Annotated in this window: 12 protein-coding genes; 4 read left to right on the forward strand and 8 right to left on the reverse strand. The window is 73.3% G+C overall.

Annotation, left to right across the window (positions count from 1 at the left end; translation table 11 throughout):
* Positions 1–51: 51 nt before the first annotated feature.
* The 3 genes from tatC to GUY61_RS01345 all read left to right on the forward strand — a co-directional run bounded on the left by tatC (position 52) and on the right by GUY61_RS01345 (position 4,747).
* Positions 52–915 (forward strand): twin-arginine translocase subunit TatC, encoded by an 864-nt coding sequence (gene tatC, locus GUY61_RS01335; protein ID WP_166628168.1) that lies wholly within the window; start codon positions 52–54, stop codon positions 913–915.
* 55 nt (positions 916–970) lie between these two features.
* Positions 971–1,861: a diacylglycerol kinase gene (locus GUY61_RS01340; RefSeq protein WP_166628153.1), complete on the forward strand. Its 891-nt coding sequence runs from the start codon at positions 971–973 to the stop codon at positions 1,859–1,861.
* Positions 1,862–1,936: 75 nt separating this feature from the next.
* Complete coding sequence (locus GUY61_RS01345) at positions 1,937–4,747, forward strand: RNA helicase (RefSeq protein WP_166628169.1); 2,811 nt, start codon at positions 1,937–1,939, stop codon at positions 4,745–4,747.
* Positions 4,748–4,859: 112 nt separating this feature from the next.
* Here GUY61_RS01345 and GUY61_RS01350 read toward each other — a convergent pair whose 3' ends face one another.
* From GUY61_RS01350 to GUY61_RS01365, 4 genes are all read right to left on the reverse strand, one after another.
* Positions 4,860–6,506 (reverse strand): allophanate hydrolase, encoded by a 1,647-nt coding sequence (locus GUY61_RS01350; RefSeq protein ID WP_166628154.1) that lies wholly within the window; start codon positions 6,504–6,506, stop codon positions 4,860–4,862.
* Positions 6,507–6,694: 188 nt separating this feature from the next.
* Positions 6,695–10,258, reverse strand: a complete 3,564-nt coding sequence (gene uca / locus GUY61_RS01355; protein WP_166628155.1) for an urea carboxylase — start codon at positions 10,256–10,258, stop codon at positions 6,695–6,697.
* Positions 10,255–10,860: an urea amidolyase associated protein UAAP2 gene (locus GUY61_RS01360; protein WP_166628156.1), complete on the reverse strand. Its 606-nt coding sequence runs from the start codon at positions 10,858–10,860 to the stop codon at positions 10,255–10,257. Before GUY61_RS01360 ends, uca begins: the two co-directional genes overlap by 4 nt.
* On the reverse strand, positions 10,857–11,681 hold the full coding sequence (locus GUY61_RS01365; RefSeq protein WP_166628157.1) for an urea amidolyase associated protein UAAP1: 825 nt from the start codon (positions 11,679–11,681) through the stop codon (positions 10,857–10,859). Before GUY61_RS01365 ends, GUY61_RS01360 begins: the two co-directional genes overlap by 4 nt.
* A 178-nt stretch (positions 11,682–11,859) precedes the next feature.
* Here GUY61_RS01365 and GUY61_RS01370 point away from each other — a divergent pair, with 178 nt between their 5' ends.
* Complete coding sequence (locus GUY61_RS01370; protein WP_166628158.1) at positions 11,860–12,546, forward strand: helix-turn-helix domain-containing protein; 687 nt, start codon at positions 11,860–11,862, stop codon at positions 12,544–12,546.
* Positions 12,547–12,680: 134 nt separating this feature from the next.
* Here the strand turns inward: GUY61_RS01370 and GUY61_RS01375 are convergent, their stop codons facing one another.
* The 4 genes from GUY61_RS01375 to GUY61_RS01390 form a co-directional block, all read right to left on the reverse strand.
* Entirely contained in the window at positions 12,681–13,622 is a 942-nt protein-coding gene (locus tag GUY61_RS01375; RefSeq protein WP_166628159.1) for an ADP-ribosylglycohydrolase family protein, read from the reverse strand.
* Between the two features lie 135 nt (positions 13,623–13,757).
* Positions 13,758–15,341: an amino acid permease gene (locus GUY61_RS01380; protein WP_166628160.1), complete on the reverse strand. Its 1,584-nt coding sequence runs from the start codon at positions 15,339–15,341 to the stop codon at positions 13,758–13,760.
* Positions 15,342–15,515: 174 nt separating this feature from the next.
* On the reverse strand, positions 15,516–16,403 hold the full coding sequence (locus GUY61_RS01385; protein ID WP_166628161.1) for a siderophore-interacting protein: 888 nt from the start codon (positions 16,401–16,403) through the stop codon (positions 15,516–15,518).
* A 49-nt stretch (positions 16,404–16,452) separates the two neighbouring features.
* A complete protein-coding gene (locus GUY61_RS01390; protein ID WP_166628170.1) occupies positions 16,453–17,358 on the reverse strand; it encodes a 5'-3' exonuclease in 906 nt (301 codons plus the stop codon).
* Positions 17,359–17,395: the final 37 nt, after the last annotated feature.

The raw sequence follows: 17,395 nt of genomic DNA on the forward strand, positions 1-17,395 counted from the left end.
CGTGGGTTGCTCAAGTCTGCCCGCAAACAGGAGAGGGATCCCGAGGGGCGCATGCCGCTCGTGGAGCACCTGCGCGAGCTGCGCAACCGGCTCGGCAAGGCCGTCATCGCCATTGTGCTGGTGACGATCGCCGCCGTGTTCTACAGCGAACAGCTGATGCAGTTCCTCGCGGACCCGGTGCCGAAGTGTGACGACTTCCGTAACAGCGACGGCGGAAACTGCGCCATCGTCTCGTTCAACACCCTGACGTCGCCGTTCACGACGACGATCAAGGTGAGTCTCATGGCGGGCCTCATCATTTCCAGTCCGGTCTGGCTGTACCAGCTGTGGGCCTTCATCGCCCCCGGACTGCACAGGCACGAGAAGAAGTACACGTACATCTTCGTCTCGGCGGCCGTCCCGCTTTTCGCGGGCGGTGCCTACCTGGCCTATGTCATCCTGCCGATCAGTGTGAAGGTGCTGCTGAGCCTGACACCCGGCGGATCGGCCAACATCCTGTCTCTCGACGAGGTACTCGACTTCACCATCCGGATGGTGCTGATCTTCGGCCTCGCCTTCGAGTTGCCGCTGCTCCTGATCATGCTCAATATGGTGGGCATCGTTTCCGGGGGCCGGATGGCCGGCTGGTGGCGCGGCGTCGTAATGGGGGTCTTCGTCTTCGGAGCGATCGCGACCCCGACCACCGACCCCGTCGGCATGCTCGCCCTCTCCGGACCCATTGTCGTCCTGTACTTCTTCGCCGTGGCGTTCTCTCTGCTGAACGACAAAAGGCGAGCCCGCAAGGAGGCCCTGGGTCCCGGCGACGACGAGGCGTCCGAGCTGGATCTCACGCCCGAGAGCGTGGGCCCGGTCGAGCCCGTCACCGCCGCGAGGGCCCTGCCCGAGCAGGCGCACGGATACGACGACGTCACCTGAGGGCCGCCGGGGACCTGACCGCCCAGTTGCGGCGCCGTCCGTATAGGGTCCCCGCGTGACGAGCGAGATCACCCTCTTCGTGAACCCCACCGCGGGACGCGGCCGGGGCGCGCACGCCGCGCAGCCGGCCGCAGGCGCGCTGCGGGACGCGGGCTTCTCCGTACGCACGGTCCTCGGGGCCGACGCGGACGACGCCCTGGCCAGGGCGCGCGCGGCGGTGGAGGGCGGCACCGGCGCACTGATCGCCGTCGGCGGCGACGGCATGGTCTCCCTCGCCCTCCAGGCCGTCGCCGGGACCCGCACGCCGCTCGGAGTGGTCGCCGTGGGCACCGGCAACGACTTCGCCCGCACGGTGGGGCTGCCGGTACGCGACCCGGCGGCGGCCGGCCGGCTGGTGGCCGAGGCGCTCAAGTGCGGCCGCGTCCGCGAGTTCGACCTCGGCAGGACGGGGACGCGCTGGTTCGGCACCGTCCTCGCCTCCGGCTTCGACTCCCGGGTCAACGACCGGGGCAACCGGATGCGGTGGCCCGCCGGGCGGCTCAAGTACGACCTCGCCATGATCGCCGAACTCGCCGCCTTCCGTCCGCTGCCCTACCGCATCACCCTCGACGACGGTCCCGCCCGGGAGATCGAGGCCACCCTCGTCGCCGTCGGCAACGGATCCTCCTACGGCGGCGGTATGCGCATCTGCCCGGGGGCCCGCCTCGACGACGGCCTGTTCGACATCACGGTCGTCGGCGACTGCGGCCGCGCCACCCTGGTGAAGGTCTTCCCCCGGGTCTACCGGGGCACGCACGTCGAGCACCCCAGGGTCACGGTGTACCGGGCGGCCAGGATCACCCTGGAATCGGCCGGGGTCACCGGCTACGCGGACGGTGAACCGCTCGGCGCGCTGCCCCTGACGGCACACTGCGTGTCCGCGGCGATACGGGTCCTCGCCCCCTGACGCGTTCCGGCCCGTCCCATGGCTCGATAAAGATCGCGTCGACTGTCAGACATGGCGGGTAGTCTCGTAGACAAGATGACCGAGGAACTCTCCCCCGCCGAGCGTTACGCCGCTGCCCGGCTCCGAGCCGCCGAGCAGGCCACCGCGCTCGCGTCGTTCCGCGAGATGTACGACTTCGAACTGGACCCGTTCCAGATCGAGGCCTGCCGCGCCCTCGAGGCCGGCCAGGGCGTACTCGTCGCGGCCCCGACCGGCTCGGGCAAGACCATCGTCGGCGAATTCGCCGTCCACCTCGCCCTCGCCCAGGGCCGCAAGTGCTTCTACACCACGCCCATCAAGGCACTCTCCAACCAGAAGTACGCCGATCTGGTCAAGCGCTACGGCGCGGACAAGGTCGGCCTGCTGACCGGTGACAACAGTGTCAACTCCGAGGCGCCCGTGGTCGTTATGACCACCGAGGTGCTGCGCAACATGCTCTACGCGGGCTCGCAGTCGCTGCGCGGCCTCGGCCACGTCGTGATGGACGAGGTGCACTACCTCTCCGACCGCTTCCGCGGCGCCGTCTGGGAGGAAGTGATCATCCACCTCCCCGAGTCGGTCACCCTCGTCTCGCTGTCGGCCACGGTGTCCAACGCCGAGGAGTTCGGCGACTGGCTGGACACCGTGCGCGGCGACACCGCCGTGATCGTCTCCGAGCACCGGCCCGTGCCGCTCTTCCAGCACGTCCTGGCCGGCCGCCGGATGTACGACCTGTTCGAGGAGGGCGAGGGCAGCAAGCGCGAGGTCAACCCCGACCTGGTGCGGATGGCCCGGATGGAGAACAGCCGGCCCGCCTACCAGGACCGCAGACGCGGCCGGGCCATGCGCGAGGCCGACCGCGAGCGGGAGCGCCGGCAGCGCTCCCGTGTCTGGGTCCCGGGCAGGCCCGAGGTCATCGAGCGGCTGGACGCCGCGGGACTGCTGCCCGCCATCACCTTCATCTTCAGCCGGGCCGGCTGCGAGTCCGCCGTGCAGCAGTGTCTCGCGGCGGGGCTCCGGCTCAACGACGCCGGCGCCCGGGCCAGGGTCCGCGAGATCGTCGAGGAGCGCACGGCGACCATCCCGGACGAGGATCTGCACGTCCTGGGCTACTTCGAGTGGCTGGAGGGCCTGGAGCGTGGCATCGCCGCGCACCACGCCGGCATGCTCCCGACCTTCAAGGAGGTCGTCGAGGAGCTGTTCGTGCGCGGCCTGGTGAAGGCGGTCTTCGCCACCGAGACCCTGGCGCTCGGCATCAACATGCCGGCCAGGTCGGTGGTGCTGGAGAAGCTCGTCAAGTGGAACGGCGAGCAGCACGCCGACATCACCCCCGGTGAGTACACGCAGCTGACCGGTCGGGCCGGCCGCCGCGGCATCGACGTCGAGGGCCATGCGGTGGTGCTGTGGCAGCGCGGCATGGACCCCGGGCACCTGGCCGGACTGGCCGGCACCCGCACCTATCCGCTGCGGTCCAGCTTCAAGCCCTCGTACAACATGGCCGTCAACCTCGTCGACCAGTTCGGCCGACACCGGTCGCGGGAGCTGCTCGAGACCTCCTTCGCGCAGTTCCAGGCCGACCGTGCCGTGGTCGGCATCTCCCGGCAGGTGCAGCGCAACGAGGAAGGGCTGGAGGGCTATCGCGCCTCCATGACCTGCCACCTCGGTGACTTCGACGAGTACGCCGGGCTGCGCAGGGAGCTGAAGGACCGCGAGACCGAGCTCGCCAAACAGGGCGCGATACAGAAGAGGGCCGCCGCCGCGACGGCCCTGGAGAAGCTCAAGCCCGGCGACGTCATCCACGTCCCGACGGGCAAGTTCGCCGGCCTGGCGCTCGTCTTGGACCCGGGCATCCCCGCCGGACGCAGCAACGGCTACCGCGGCCTCGACCAGCACGACGGCCCCCGCCCGCTGGTGCTCACCGCGGAGCGGCAGGTCAAGCGGCTGGCGTCGATGGACTTCCCGGTGCCCGTCGAGCCCGTCGACCGGATGCGCATCCCCAAGTCCTTCAACCCCCGCAGCCCCCAGTCGCGCCGGGACCTCGCCTCCGCGCTGCGCACCAAGGCCGGGCACATCGTGCCCGAGCGGCACCGCCGGGGCCGGGCCGCGGCCGCCGACGACCAGGAGATCGCCCGGCTGCGTACGGCCATCCGTGCCCACCCCTGCCACGGCTGCGCCGACCGCGAGGACCACGCCCGCTGGGCCGAGCGATTCCACCGGCTCCAGCGCGACACGCGGCAGCTGGAGCGCCGTATCGAGGGGCGTACGAACACCATCGCCCGCACCTTCGACCGGATCTACGCCCTGCTGACCGAACTGGACTACCTGCGCGGTGACGAGGTCACCGAGAACGGCAAGCGCCTCGCCAGGCTCTACGGCGAGCTGGACCTGCTGGCCAGCGAATGCCTGCGCGAAGGCGTCTGGGAAGGGCTCGACCCGGCCGAACTGGCCGCGTGCGTCTCGGCCCTGGTGTTCGAGGCGCGGCAGTCGGACGACGCGGTCGCGCCCAAGCTGCCCTCGGGACCGGCCCGGGACGCACTGGCCGAGACGGTCAGGATCTGGGGCCGGCTCGACGCCCTGGAGGAGGACTTCAGGATCAACCAGGCGGAGGGCGTCGGACAGCGCGAACCCGACCTGGGATTCGCCTGGTCGGCGTACCAGTGGGCCTCGGGCAAGGGCCTGGACGAGGTGCTGCGCGAGAGCGAGATGCCCGCGGGCGACTTCGTGCGCTGGTGCAAGCAGGTCATCGACGTGCTGGGGCAGATCGCGGCGGCGGCGCCGGTGGACGGCGACAGCAAGGTGGCCCGCAACGCCCGCAAGGCCGTGGACGCGCTGCTGAGGGGTGTCGTGGCCTACAGCTCCGTCGGCTGACGCGCTCCTCCGCGCGTCCCCGCCGGCCGGACGCCGCCCGGCCGCATGCCGACTCCGCCCCGCCGCCGGTCGCGCGTTGACGGTGGCGGGGCTGTGCGCCGTCCCGGGCCGGTCAGCCGCGGGCGTCGAGAGGGGCCCCGGCGCCGAGATGGGCGCGCCACCCGCCGTACGACGTGATGTCCACGGCGCCGTCGAGCGCGGACGGCTCGCACAGGAAGCCGGGGACGCGGCTGCCGTCGGCGAGTTCCACACTGCCGATCGCCATGGGGCGGGGGAGTGCCGCCACCAGCGCGCCCAGGCCCTCGGTCGGCAGTTCCCACACCTCGGTCTCGATGGCCGCGCCGCCCTCCGCGACCCGCACCAGGCCCGGCTTGGCGGGCTCCGCCGCCGGCCCGGTGGCGAGGGCGTAGAGGCGGTAGTGCGGCGCCGTTTCGGTGGTACGGGCGTGGCGGGCACCCAGTGCGAGCAGTTGCGGGTTGAGCGGCAGCCCGGTGAGGTGCGCGCCGACCACGGCGACCCGGGCGGGCGGGGTGAGCAGGGCGGCCATGCGGGTGAGCCGGTCGTCGGTGTGCGCCGGGCCGATCAGCATCACACCGAACGGGAGGCCGTTCACGGTCCCGGCGGGTGCGGCGACCGCGGCGAGGCCGAAGAGATTGGTGGAGTTGGTGAACCGGCCCAGCCGCGCGTTCGCCCCCAGCGGGTCGGCGGCGACCGCGGCGAGGGTCGGGTGGCCGGGGGCCGTGGGCAGCAGCAGGGCGTCCGCGTCACCGAGGGAGGCCAGGGCACGGGCGCGGAGCGCGGCGAGCTTCTCCCGGTCGGCGAAGAGCCGGTGGGCGGGGATGTCGCGGGCCCGGCGGATGATGCCGGCGACGGTCGGATCCAGGTCGGGTGTCTCCTTGTCGAGGAACTGCCCCACGGCGGCGTAGCGCTCGGCGACGAAGGCGCCGTCGTAGAGCATCGCGGCCGCCTCGATGAAGGGAGCCGGGTCGACGGGACGGAGCAGGGCACCGGCCTCCTCCAGCCGGGCGGCGGCCCCGGTGAACGCCTCGGCCCAGCCCTCGTCGAGTTCACCCAGCCCGGCCGGGTCGGGGACGGCGACGCGCCACGGGCCCGGGGCGCGGCGGGGCGCTTCCACGGGACGCGTGATCATGTGCGACAGTGCCTGCTCGGCCTCGGGCAGCGTACGCGCGAACACGGTCACGCAGTCGAGGCTCGCGCAGGCCGGGACGACACCTTCGACGGGGACCAGCCCGCGGGTCGGCTTCAGCCCGAAGATGCCGTTGAAGGCCGCCGGTACGCGCCCCGAGCCCGCCGTGTCGGTTCCCAGGGCGAGGTCGGCGACTCCGAGGGCCACGGCCACCGCGGAACCGGAGCTCGATCCGCCGCTGACGCGCGCCGGATCGACCGCGTTCCGTACGGCGCCGTGCGGGGATCGCGTCCCGACCAGGCCCGTCGCGAACTGGTCGAGATTCGTCGTGCCGATGACGACCGCGCCGGCCGCGCGCAGAGCCGCCACGACGGGCGCGTCGCGTTCCGGCCGGTAGGCGTACGAGGGGCAGCCGGCGGTGGTCGGCAGCCCGGCCACGTCGATGTTGCCCTTGACGGCGAGCAGCCGCCCGGCGAGGGGGAGCGCGGGGTCGGCCGACTCCGCCTCGGCCTCGACCTCGGCCCGGGGCCGGAGGTCGATCCAGATCTCGGGCCGGTCGATGCGGTCGATGCGGTCGTAGGCGGCGCGCACGCGGGTGAGGGCGGCGGACATGGTGTGCCTTTCGGAAGTGGCCGGTTCCTTCCCCCTGCGGCCCGGTCGCCGCGGGGAGATCTTCAGCGGGGCGGACGGCTCGCCCCTGCGCGATCGGACGGCCGGACGGCCGGACAGCCGTTGCGACGCGCTCCGGTGGCCGCCCGGTGGCCGTCCGTGCCCGGTCGGCGGGCGGGACGGCGACGTGGTCAGGCGGACGGTGCGAGCACGAGCAGCGGGGTGCCGGCCGTCACCTGGGCGCCGGGCCGGGTGAGGACGTGGGTGACCCGGGCGTCGGCCGGGGCGTGGACGCGGGACTCCATCTTCATGGCCTCCAGGGCGAGGAGCTGCTGACCCGCCGTGACCGTGTCGCCGACCGAGACGGTGATCTGCCAGACGGAGGCGGCGAACTCGGCCTCCACGAGGTGACTGCCGGGTGGGACTGTGACCTCCGCCGGTGCGGCCGCCGTGTCCGTTACGGCGTCCGTGTCGGCCCGGGCGAACTCGCCCGCGGCCTCCCACGCCTCACGCTCCGCGGCGAAGGCGGCCGCCTGCCGCGACCGGAACTCCGCGATGGAGCCGGCGTTGGCCCGAAGGAAGCGATGGTGGTCGGCGAGGGCGAAGGTGCCGTCCTCGATGCGCGGGGTGAAGCGGCCCGCGGCCATGTCGGCGCGCAGTTCGAGCAGTTCGTCCGCCCCGACCTCGTACCACTTGATGCGGTCGAAGAACCGCAGAAGCCAGGGGGAGCCCGGCTCGAACGCGCCCCGCTGCTGCCAGCCCGACCAGACCTGGGTCGTGCGCCCCACGAACTGGTAGCCGCCCGGCCCCTCCATCCCGTAGACGCACAGGTAGGCGCCGCCGATGCCGACGGAGTTCTCCGCGGTCCAGGTCCTGGCCGGGTTGTACTTCGTGGTGACGAGCCGGTGGCGCGGGTCGAGCGGCGTCGCGACGGGCGCGCCCAGGTAGACGTCGCCGAGGCCGAGCACGAGGTACTCCGCGTCGAAGACGGTGCGGAAGACGTCCTCGACGCCGGCCAGTCCGTTCACCCTGCGGATGAACTCGATGTTCCACGGGCACCAGGGGGCGTCGTCCCGCACCCCCGCCGTGTACCGGGCGATCGCCTCGCGTGTCGCGGGGTCGTCCCAGGACAGGGGCAGGTGCACGGTGCGGGAGGGGACGACGAGTTCGCCGGCCGGCGGCAGCGCGGACTCGATGCGGCGTACGGCCTCCAGGAGCTCCGGCTGGGGGAGGACGTCGGGGTCCGCCTGGATCTGGAGGGAGCGGATACCGGGTGTCAGGTCGGTGACCCCCGGCAGCCCGGCCGCGGCCACCGCCTCCATCAGCGCGTGTACCCGCATGCGCAGGGCCAGGTCCAGCTCCATCGGCCCGAACTCGACCAGCAGGTTGTCGTCGCCGCTGCGGCGGTACGTCACGTCCGCACGCCGGGCGAGCACCCCGCCGTCCGTGATCTCCGGACGGTCCGCGACGGGCCGCAGGTGCGGTGTCCGCCGCAGGGCGGAGGCCGCCTCCACCGTCAGCGGGACGAAGCGCACGGAATCCCCGGGCCGTAGCTGTCCGAGCTTCCAGCGCTGGCCCCTGACGACCGTCGCGGGGCAGACGAACCCCCCGAGGGAGGGCCCGTCGGGTCCCAGCAGCACCGGCATGTCGCCGGTGTAGTCGACCGCGCCCACCGAGTAGGGCGTGTCGTGGATGTTGGACGGGTGCAGCCCCGCCTCGCCGCCGTCCGCGCGCGCCCAGCGCGGCTTCGGGCCGACCAGCCGCACGCCCGTGCGCGCCGAGTTGAAGTGGACCTTCCAGTCGGCGGCGTAGAACTCGCGGATGTCGTCCTCGGTGAAGAACTCGGGGGCGGCGTGCGGGCCCTCGACCGCTCCGATCTCCCACACCGTGCCGAAGGACGGGCGGTCGGCGGGCGGAACGGGGACTCCCGCCCCGGGGGCCGGGGCACCGCCGTGAAGCACGTCGCCCGTGCGCAGCGCCCGGCCCCCGTGCCCGCCGAAGCGGCCCAGCGTGAAGGTCGACGCGCTGCCGAGGTAACGGGGCACGTCCAGGCCGCCGCCCGCGAAGAGGACGTAGGTGCGCAGTCCGGGGCCCTCGGGGGCGCCCACGTCCAGGGTGGACCCGGCCGGCACGGTGACGGGCTCCCACTGCGCCACCGGGGCGCCGTCGACGGTCACCGGGGCCGGGGCGCCGGTGACGCAGACCGCCGTGGGGCGGCTGAACCTCAGGCCCGGCCCCTTGAGGGTGCATTCGAGGCCGGGCGCGCCCTCCGCGTTGCCGAGCGCCCGGTTGCCGAGGCGGAAGGAGAGGTCGTCCATGGGCCCGCAGGGCGGGACGCCCACCTGCCAGTGACCGGTGCGGCCCGGCCAGTCCTGCACGGTGGTGAGGGTGCCGCCCGAGACGACCTCGATGCGCGGGGTCGGGTCGCTGACCGTGGCCAGGGTGGCGGTGTGGTGGCGGGCGGACTGGACGCGGGGATCGGCGAGGGCGGCGCGTACCAGCCCGAGGTTGGTCTCGATGCCGTCGATCCGCGTCGCGGCGAGCGCGGTGTCGAGCCGGCCCAGCGCCTCGTCCCGGTCGGCGCCGTACGCGACGACCTTGGCCAGCATCGGGTCGTACGCCGTCGTCACCTCCGTACCGGTCTCCACCCAGGAGTCGACGCGGACGCCGGGCGGGAAGGCGACGCGCGTCAGCAGCCCGGCGCTCGGGCGGTGGTCCCGGGAGGGGTCCTCGGCGTAGACGCGGGCCTCGACGGCGTGGCCGCGCGGCGGGCCCGGCTCGCGGACCACGTCCGTGTCCCCCTGGGCGAGACGCAGCATCCACTCCACGAGATCGATCCCGTAGATCTCCTCGGTGACGGGGTGCTCGACCTGCAGACGGGTGTTCACCTCCAGGAAGTACGCCTCGCGGCGGGCGGCGTCGTACACGAACTCCACCGTGCCGACGGAGCGGTAGCCGACCGAGGCGCACAACTCCCTTGCCGACCTCGCCAGTTCGGCTCGGACTGCCTCGGGAAGGCCCGGGGCGGGGGCCTCCTCGACGACCTTCTGGTTGCGGCGCTGGAGGGAGCAGTCGCGATCGCCGAGGGTGACCACGCGGCCCCGGCCGTCGCCGAAGACCTGCACCTCGACATGGCGGGCGTCCTCGACGAGCCGCTCGAGGAAGACACCGGCGGAGGAGAAGGACGCGGCGGCTACGCGCTGCACGCCCTCCCACGCGTCCAGCAGCTCCTCCGGGCCGTGGCAGGCCCGCATGCCGATGCCGCCACCGCCGCCCGTCGCCTTGAGCATCACCGGGTAGCCGATGCGCCCGGCGGCGCGCAGCGCGGCCGCGGCGTCGGGGAGGAGCCCGGTGCCGGGGGCCAGCGGCACACCGGCCGCCTCTGCCGCCGCGCGGGCCGTGTGCTTGGCGCCGAACAGTTCCAGCTGCGAGGGGGCCGGGCCGACGAAGACGATGCCGGCGGCTTCGCAGCGCCGTGCGAACCCGGCGTCCTCGGAGAGGAACCCGTACCCGGGATGGATGGCCCCGGCGCCGGTCTGCCCGGCGGCTCGGAGCACCCGTTCCGCGTCGAGGTAGGACTCGCCGGCGGGCGCGGGGCCGAGGCGCACGGCCTCGTCGGCCAGCCGGACGTGCTCGCTCGCCCGGTCCGGGTCGGAGAAGACCGCGACCGTGCGCAGACCCATGCGGCGGGCGGTGCGGATGACGCGGGCCGCGATCTCGCCGCGGTTGGCGACCAGCAGGGTGTCGAAGGTCATGCGCCCGCCGCTCCGATCGTCATCTCGACCGCCGTCGGCTCGAAGCCGTTGCAGGGGTTGTTGATCTGCGGGCAGTTGGAGACCAGGACGAGGACATCGGTCTCCGCTCTCAGGACGACCTTCAGCCCGGGCGCGGAGATGCCGTCGACGATGCCGAGGGTGCCGTCCTTCTCGACGGGCACATTCATGTACCAGTTGATGTTGCTGACGAGATCGCGCTTGCCGAGGCCGTACCGCGCGCCCTCCGCGAGGAAGTTGTCGACGCAGGCGTGCTGCGACCAGGTGTGGTGGCCGTAGCGCAGGCTGTTGGACTCCTTGGAGCAGGCGCCGCCGACGGTGTCGTGCCGGCCGCAGGTGTCCTCGACGACGGTCATCAGCGGGGTGTGCTCGTTGGAGAGCAGCACGGACCCGGTGGTGAGGAAGATGCCACCCTGGGCGTGGACGGTGTCGGGCGCGCTGTAGCGCACGGCGGTGTCGTGGGTGTCGTACACCAGGAAGTCGACCGCCTGGTTGCCGTGCAGGTCGGTGATGGTGAGGTGCTCGCCCGCGGGTACGACGGCCGACCAGGCGGCACGCGCGGGCACGGTCACGGTCGTCGTCATGCGAGCCCCCTGGCGGTGAGGAATCCGGTGGTGTTGAGGAAGGCGCGGCGGCCCTCGGGTGTGGCGTCCCACAGCGCGTCGCCGGGCGCGGTGGGACGGGCGCGCCACGCCAGGACCTCCAGCGGGCCGCTGACGTAGTCCGGCCTCGGGTCGGCGGGGTGCGGCACATTGGCGACCAGCACCGTGAGGTCCTGCTCGGCGCGCAGGGTCACCGTGGCGCCTGGGCCCGCGGATCCGGTGAACTCCAGCGAGCCGTCCTCCCGCACCTCCACACCCTGGAAGAAGGAGACGGACGGCGGCAGGTCGCGCGGCTCCAGACCGTTCTTGAGGGCGGCAAGCTTGAACAGCTCCCGGCCCGCGGGGGACGCGGACTGCGGGGTGCCGTCGCCGTACCGCTCGGTGTTCCGCACGAGGGTGGAGGTGCCGCACAGCGCGTCGTGCCGGACCGAGGTGTCCTCCACGACGGAGGCGAGGACGCGCCCCTGGTCGGAGAGCAGCAGCCGCCCTTCTCCCAGGTAGGCGTTCCACTGCACCTTGACGGTGTCGGCGGCGTTCAGCCGTTCCCAGGGACGGTCCGCGACATACAGCAGCAGATGGGCGCAGGCCTCGCCATGCGGGTCGGTGAGGCGCAGCTCGGTGCCGCGCGCGAGGACCTTGTGCGTGTAGTTGCCGCCCGCCACGGTCTCCGCCCACACCAGGTGGCCCGCCTCGCAGGGCGGGGCCGGCCAGTCGGTGGCGGGCACCACCGGCATGGCTTCGGCCCGTGCGCCCTCCTGGGCGCGGGCATGGGCGCGGGCGCCGTCTGTCGTCGCTGTCGCCATGGCTCGGCTCGACCTCCCGGTCCTTCGTCGTCTCCGGCACGCGTAATTTCTGTCGCTCGACAGAAATTAGGCGGGGACGGATTCACGGCCATTGCCCCGTCGTTGCGGGCGGGTTACCGGGTCCTCACCGGGTTCGCGTCCCGGCCGCGACCACCTGCGCATGTGCGACGATCGGCGGATGGGGACCACGGGAAGACGCGTCGGCCGGCCGCGGGCGGAGCGGCGCCCGGACAGCGGGCTGTCCGCACGCGACGAACTGCTCGCCGCCGCGGCCGAACTGTTCACCCTGCGCGGGTACGCAGCCACCACGACGCGGGCCGTGGCCGAGCGGGCGGGCATGCGGCAGGCGACGATGTACCACTACTTCGGCGGCAAGGAGGACATCCTCGCCGAACTCCTGGAAGGCACGGTCACACCCTCCCTGGCGCTGGCCCGCCGCCTCCTCGCCGCGGAGGGCCCGGCGTCGGCGGAGGCGCGCCTGTGGTACCTCTGCCGCTCCGACGTCGGGCTGCTGTGCGGCGGCACGCACAACCTCGGCGCCCTCTACCTGCTGCCGGAGGTCCGTACCGAACGCTTCGCCGGATTCAGCCGGGTACGCCTCGAACTCAAGGAGGTGTACGGGCAGTTGCTGGCGGCCACCGAGACCTGCGGCTCACTGGGAAAGGACGGGCTGGCCCTGCGCACCGACCTGGTCTTCGGCCTGATCGAGAGCGTCATCCTGGTCCATCGTTCCGGCCAGGACCGGCCCCTCGAGGTCTTCGCGGAGGCGACGGCCGACGCGGCGCTCCGGGTCTGCGGGGCCGGCGAGGAGACGCTGACGGCGGCGCGCGCGGCGGCCGCCGGGCTGAGCGCGTCCCTCGTCTGACGGCCCGCCGCCCGGCAGCGGGGCGCCGCCCGGCCGCGTCTCGCCGCCGGTGCGGATCCACGGCCGCGCCTCGTCGGCGGCACGCGCCCGCAACCCGTGTCCCGCCGCAGGAGGAGGCGCGTCGTCCGCGCCGGTCAGCAGGCGGACTGCCGGTCGCTCCCCAACGCCCGGGCCAGTCGGAGCAGTTCCGGCAGGCGCAGCACACGGTCCCCGAAGCCCGGCAGGGGCACGTGCAGCGGGTCCGTCCAGCGCGCGGGGATCGCCCTCAGGCCGTGAACCGCACCGGCGAGGCCGCCCGTCACCGCCGCGACCGTGTCCGTGTCGCCCCCGAGGTCGATCGCGGCGGCCAGGGCGTCCTCGAAGGACGAGGTCGTGCGCACCGCCCACAGCGCGGAGCCCAGACAGGGCCAGACCGCGCCGTTGAACTCGGAGGCAAGCGCGGGGTGCCAGTCCGGGGCGAGGACGGCCGACCAGCGTGCCCGGTGCCGGGGGTGGACGGCGGCGAGCGCGTCCGTGACAGACGACAGCGGGTCGCCGCCGTCCAGGGCGACCCGCACGAGCTCGTGGAAGACCGCCGTACCCTCCCAGGCCGCGCGGTCCCCGTGGGTGAGCGCGGCGATGCGCCGTGCCGCCTCCATCGTCGCCGTGCGGCCCTCCGCCGCGAAGTACACCGCGGACGTCGTAGCCCGCATCAGCGACCCGTTGCCCGCCGCCCGGAGGTTGACCTGGAAGTGCAGCGCGGCCGCGCGGTCCCAGGGCTCACCGCTGGTCAGCACGTCCTCGGTCTGCAGCCCGATGTCCTTGGGTTCGCCGGCCGCCCAGCGACGGAACCTGGCGAAGACGTCCGGCAGGTCCAGCCCGCCCCGTTCCAGCAGCGACTCGCCCACGAGCACGGCCATCTGGGTGTCGTCCGTGGCCTCGCCCGGGTCCCAGCCACCGCCCCCGCCCATCTCGCCGGTGCCGTGGGGGAAGTGCCTGCGGTACATGCCCGGCTCTCCGAACTCGAAGGGGGCTCCCAGCGCGTCACCCACCGCGCTGCCCACGACGGCCCCGGTCACCCTCTCCTCGCGGCTCACGCGGATCAGCGTACGGACACGCCGCCCCGGCGCCGGCGGCGCCCCCGGAGGAGAGCCGTGACCGCGAACCCGGGTTCCGCGGGCGGGCGGTACTCCGGGTTCGCGACCGGTCGGGCCGGCGTGCCGTGCGCCGTGCTACGACACCGTGGACAGCGCGGGCACCTCGGCCGGAACGGCCCCGGTGCGCCGCCGCGCCAGGCGGTACGCCGCGCCCAGCACGACCGTCGCGGCGAGGAACAGCACCGTGAACCACTGGAAGTACCAGTGCCCGCCCGCCGGGTCGTACACGGCGGCCCGCGGCCAGGCCAGGTTGACGGTCATGAACAGGCCGTAGGCCAGGGCGAGCACATTGACCGGCAGGCCCCAACGGCCCAGCGAGAACAGCGGCTTGCCGGTCTCGTCCGGCCCGTCCTCCCCTTCCGCCGCCGGCCCGGTCGCCCACAGGCCCCGCACCCGCCGCAGCAGCATCGGTCCGGTCACCATCGCGTACGCCAGGTACAGCATGGCGATGCAGGTGGTGCCGATCGCCAGGAACGCTTCCGGCGAGGCGAGGTTGAGCAGACAGAGCCCGGCGGCGGCGATCCCCGTCACCAGGGCCGGCCCGCTCGGCATGCCGGTGCGCGGGGACACCTTCGCCAGCGCGCGGGAGGCGGGGAGGACCCCGTCCCGCGCCATCGAGAACAGCATCCGGGTTGCCGAGGTCTGGATCGCCAGCGTCGCCACGGCGACGGCGAGCGCCACGTCCACCAGCAGCGCCTTGCCCACCCCCGGGCCGAGACTGCTGGTGAGGACGTACGACAGGCCCTCGGTGGCCAGCCGTCCGTCGGTCAGGCTCGGAGCGGCGAGCAGCCCGCCGAAGACCATCAGGGTGGCCAGCACCCCGGCGGAGGCGAGCGCCGTGAGGATGGTGCGGGGCGCGGTCCGCCGCGGATTGTGGGTCTCCTCGCTCATCTCGCCCGCGCTGTCGAAGCCGATGAGGACGTACGCGGCGGCGAAGGAGCCCACCAGCAGGGCGCTCAGCGGCCCGCCCGCGCCGCCGGTGTGCAGGGTGACGCCGCCGCCGCGCTCGGAGTGGGTGAGGAGCAGTACGACGATGAGGACCGCGCCGATGATCTCGGCGGAGACGCCGACGCGGTTCACCGTGGAGAGCACCTTGTTGTCGAGCACGTTGACGACGGTGGTGAGCACGAGGAGGACGACGGCGAGGATGGCGGCGTTGGCCGCGCCGGTCGCGGTGGTGGGCGCCGGGTCGCCGCCCACCAGCTGGAAGCCCGACCAGACCGCGGGAAGCACGACCTGGAGGGCGAGGGCCGCCGCGGCGACCACCACGACCTGCCCGATGACCATGATCCAGCCGGCGAACCAGCCGAAGACCGGTGTGCTCAGCCGGGTCGACCACTGGTAGATGGCACCCGAGAGGGGGTAGCGCGCGGCCAGTTCGGCGAAGCAGGCCGCGACCAGCAGCTGCCCGAGGAGCACCGCGGGCCAGGTCCAGAAGAAGGCGCCTCCACCGAAGGCGTATCCGAAGGCGAAGAACTGGAAGACGGTGGTCAGGACGGAGATGAAGGAGAACCCCGCGGCGAAGGAGGCGTAGCGCCCCATGCTGCGGTGGAGTTCCTGGCGGTAGCCGAAGCGGGCGAGCGCGGCCGCGTCGGAGGGGTGTGTGCGGTCCCGGCCGGGTGGCTCGGGCCGTGCGTCGGTCGGTGCGGTGGCGGTCATGGCAGCAGCCCCCAGTCACGAATTCCTGTCAGGCGACAGAAATTAGGGACGGGCTGTTTCGGTGGCGTGTCGCGTCCGTGTCCGCGCGGCGCCTAAGTCCTCACCCTCGTGCTCGTCGTCGTCCCCGCGCGACCCGGACCCTGTGCCCCGCACCACCCCGGCCGGGCCGGCGGATCAGGCCGCCGCGCTGCTCTCCGCGCGCTCCGGCCCCGCGCCGCTCCTGAGCTCCTGCTCGGCCTCGATGCGCTGATTCCACTCGCGCTTCGCGGCCTGCCAGCCGTCCTCGTCGTGGCCGAGCCGCCAGTAGCCGGAGACCGACAGCCACTCGCGGGGCACCTCGCGCTCCACCCGCAGATAACGCCGCAGCTCCTTCACGAAGCCCGCCTCGCCGTGCACGAAGGCCTGCACCCGGCCGGGCCGGAACTCCAGCGCGCGCACGGCCTCCACCAGCGCCTCACCGACGGGCCGGCCGCCGCGGTGCAGCCAGGTGACGTCCGCACCGTCGGGGGTGACGATCTTCTGCTCCTCCTCGGGGCCCGCCACCTCCACGAAGGCGTGCACGACCGCACCGGCCGGCATCCCCTCGAGCGAGGCGGCGATCGCGGGCAGCGCGCTCTCGTCACCGGCCAGCAGGTGCCAGTCCGCCTCGGGGGAGGGGGCATAGGCCCCTCCGGGACCCAGCATCCGCACCTTCTCGCCCGGCCGCACCCGGGTCGCCCAGGGGCCGGCGAGGCCCTCGTCGCCGTGCACCACGAAGTCGAGCGTCAGTTCCCGGTGCGCCTCGTCCCAGGCACGCACCGTGTACGTGCGCGTCGCCGGCCACTGCTCACGGGGGAATGCCGCGCGGATCGCCTCGATGTCCCAGGGCTCGGGGTAGGCCGTTCCGGCGGGCGGGAACAGGAGCTTGACGTAGTGGTCGGTCTTCGCGCCCACGGGAAAGTCCGCGAGGCCCTCGCCGCCGAGGACCACACGCGTCATGTGCGGGGTGAGCCGCTCCGTGCGTACGACCGAGGCCTCGGTGACCTTCATACGGCGCGCCGGTCGCTCGGCTCGTTCGGCCATGGTGGACTCCCCTGACTCAAGCGTGGTTAGGCTTGCCTAAGTAAACAGGTTACGCCTTCAATGTGTCCAGCAATCGCCGTAGGGACCCCCCGAGTCCCCACTGTCCGGCGAGTTCCCCGAGGGCGGCGGGGTCACTCGGCTCCCGCGGCAGCGCCGGCTCGAAGGCCGGCAGGGGCACGTCCCGGGCGACCCGCACCACCTTCGGTGCCACCGCCAGGTAGTCCCGCGCCTCGTCCAGCCGTTTGCGCTGCGCCGGGGTCAGTTTCGAGGCCGGGTCCGCGACGGCGGCCAGGATCCCCGCGAGGTCGCCGTACGCGTCCAGCAGCTTCGCCGCCGTCTTCTCCCCGATGCCGGACACGCCGGGCAGACCGTCGCTCGGGTCGCCGCGCAGCAGTGCCAGATCGGCGTAGCCCGCGCCGCCGACGCCGTACTTCCCGCGCAGCCACACCTCGTCGGCGACCTGCAGCGTGCCGACTCCCTTCAGTGGATACAGCACCCGCACCCGGCGCGCGTCGTCGATGAGCTGGTACAGGTCACGGTCGCCGGTCACGATGTCCACCGGCCCGGCGGCCCGCGCGGCAAGGGCGCCGATCACGTCGTCCGCCTCGTAGCCCGCGACTCCGACCCGCGCGATGCCCAGTGCGTCCAGGACGTCCTCGATGATCGGCACCTGCGGCGAGAGAGTGTCGGGCACCTCCTCCTCGTCCGGCCCCTCCGGGGTCTCCACGGCCACCCGGTGCGCCTTGTACGAAGGGATCAGCGCCACCCGCCAGTGCGGCCGCCAGTCGGCGTCCATACAGGCCACGAGGTCGTCGGGACGGTGGTCCTGGACGAGTCTGGCGATGAAGTCCAGCAGCCCGCGCACCGCGTTGACCGGGGTGCCGTCGGGGGCCTTCACCGAGTCCGGGACGCCGTAGTAGGCCCGGAAGTAGAGGGAGGCGGTGTCGAGGAGCATCAGGCTTCGGGTCGTCACGTCCCGATTCTGCCGCACC

This window comes from Streptomyces sp. GC420 (assembly GCF_009916105.1).
In the GTDB taxonomy this organism is placed as follows: Bacteria; Actinomycetota; Actinomycetes; order Streptomycetales; family Streptomycetaceae; genus Streptomyces.

What these genes read in the sequence shown, in the direction of transcription:
- tatC (WP_166628168.1), top strand. Translation starts at nt 52, where the DNA reads ATGCCGCTCGTGGAGCACCTGCGCGAGCTGCGCAACCGGCTCGGCAAG.
- GUY61_RS01345 (WP_166628169.1), top strand. Translation starts at nt 1,937, where the DNA reads ATGACCGAGGAACTCTCCCCCGCCGAGCGTTACGCCGCTGCCCGGCTC.
- GUY61_RS01350 (WP_166628154.1), bottom strand. Translation starts at nt 6,506, where the DNA reads ATGTCCGCCGCCCTCACCCGCGTGCGCGCCGCCTACGACCGCATCGAC.
- uca (WP_166628155.1), bottom strand. Translation starts at nt 10,258, where the DNA reads ATGACCTTCGACACCCTGCTGGTCGCCAACCGCGGCGAGATCGCGGCC.
- GUY61_RS01360 (WP_166628156.1), bottom strand. Translation starts at nt 10,860, where the DNA reads ATGACGACGACCGTGACCGTGCCCGCGCGTGCCGCCTGGTCGGCCGTC.
- GUY61_RS01365 (WP_166628157.1), bottom strand. Translation starts at nt 11,681, where the DNA reads ATGGCGACAGCGACGACAGACGGCGCCCGCGCCCATGCCCGCGCCCAG.
- GUY61_RS01370 (WP_166628158.1), top strand. Translation starts at nt 11,860, where the DNA reads ATGGGGACCACGGGAAGACGCGTCGGCCGGCCGCGGGCGGAGCGGCGC.
- GUY61_RS01380 (WP_166628160.1), bottom strand. Translation starts at nt 15,341, where the DNA reads ATGACCGCCACCGCACCGACCGACGCACGGCCCGAGCCACCCGGCCGG.
- GUY61_RS01385 (WP_166628161.1), bottom strand. Translation starts at nt 16,403, where the DNA reads ATGGCCGAACGAGCCGAGCGACCGGCGCGCCGTATGAAGGTCACCGAG.
- GUY61_RS01390 (WP_166628170.1), bottom strand. Translation starts at nt 17,358, where the DNA reads ATGCTCCTCGACACCGCCTCCCTCTACTTCCGGGCCTACTACGGCGTC.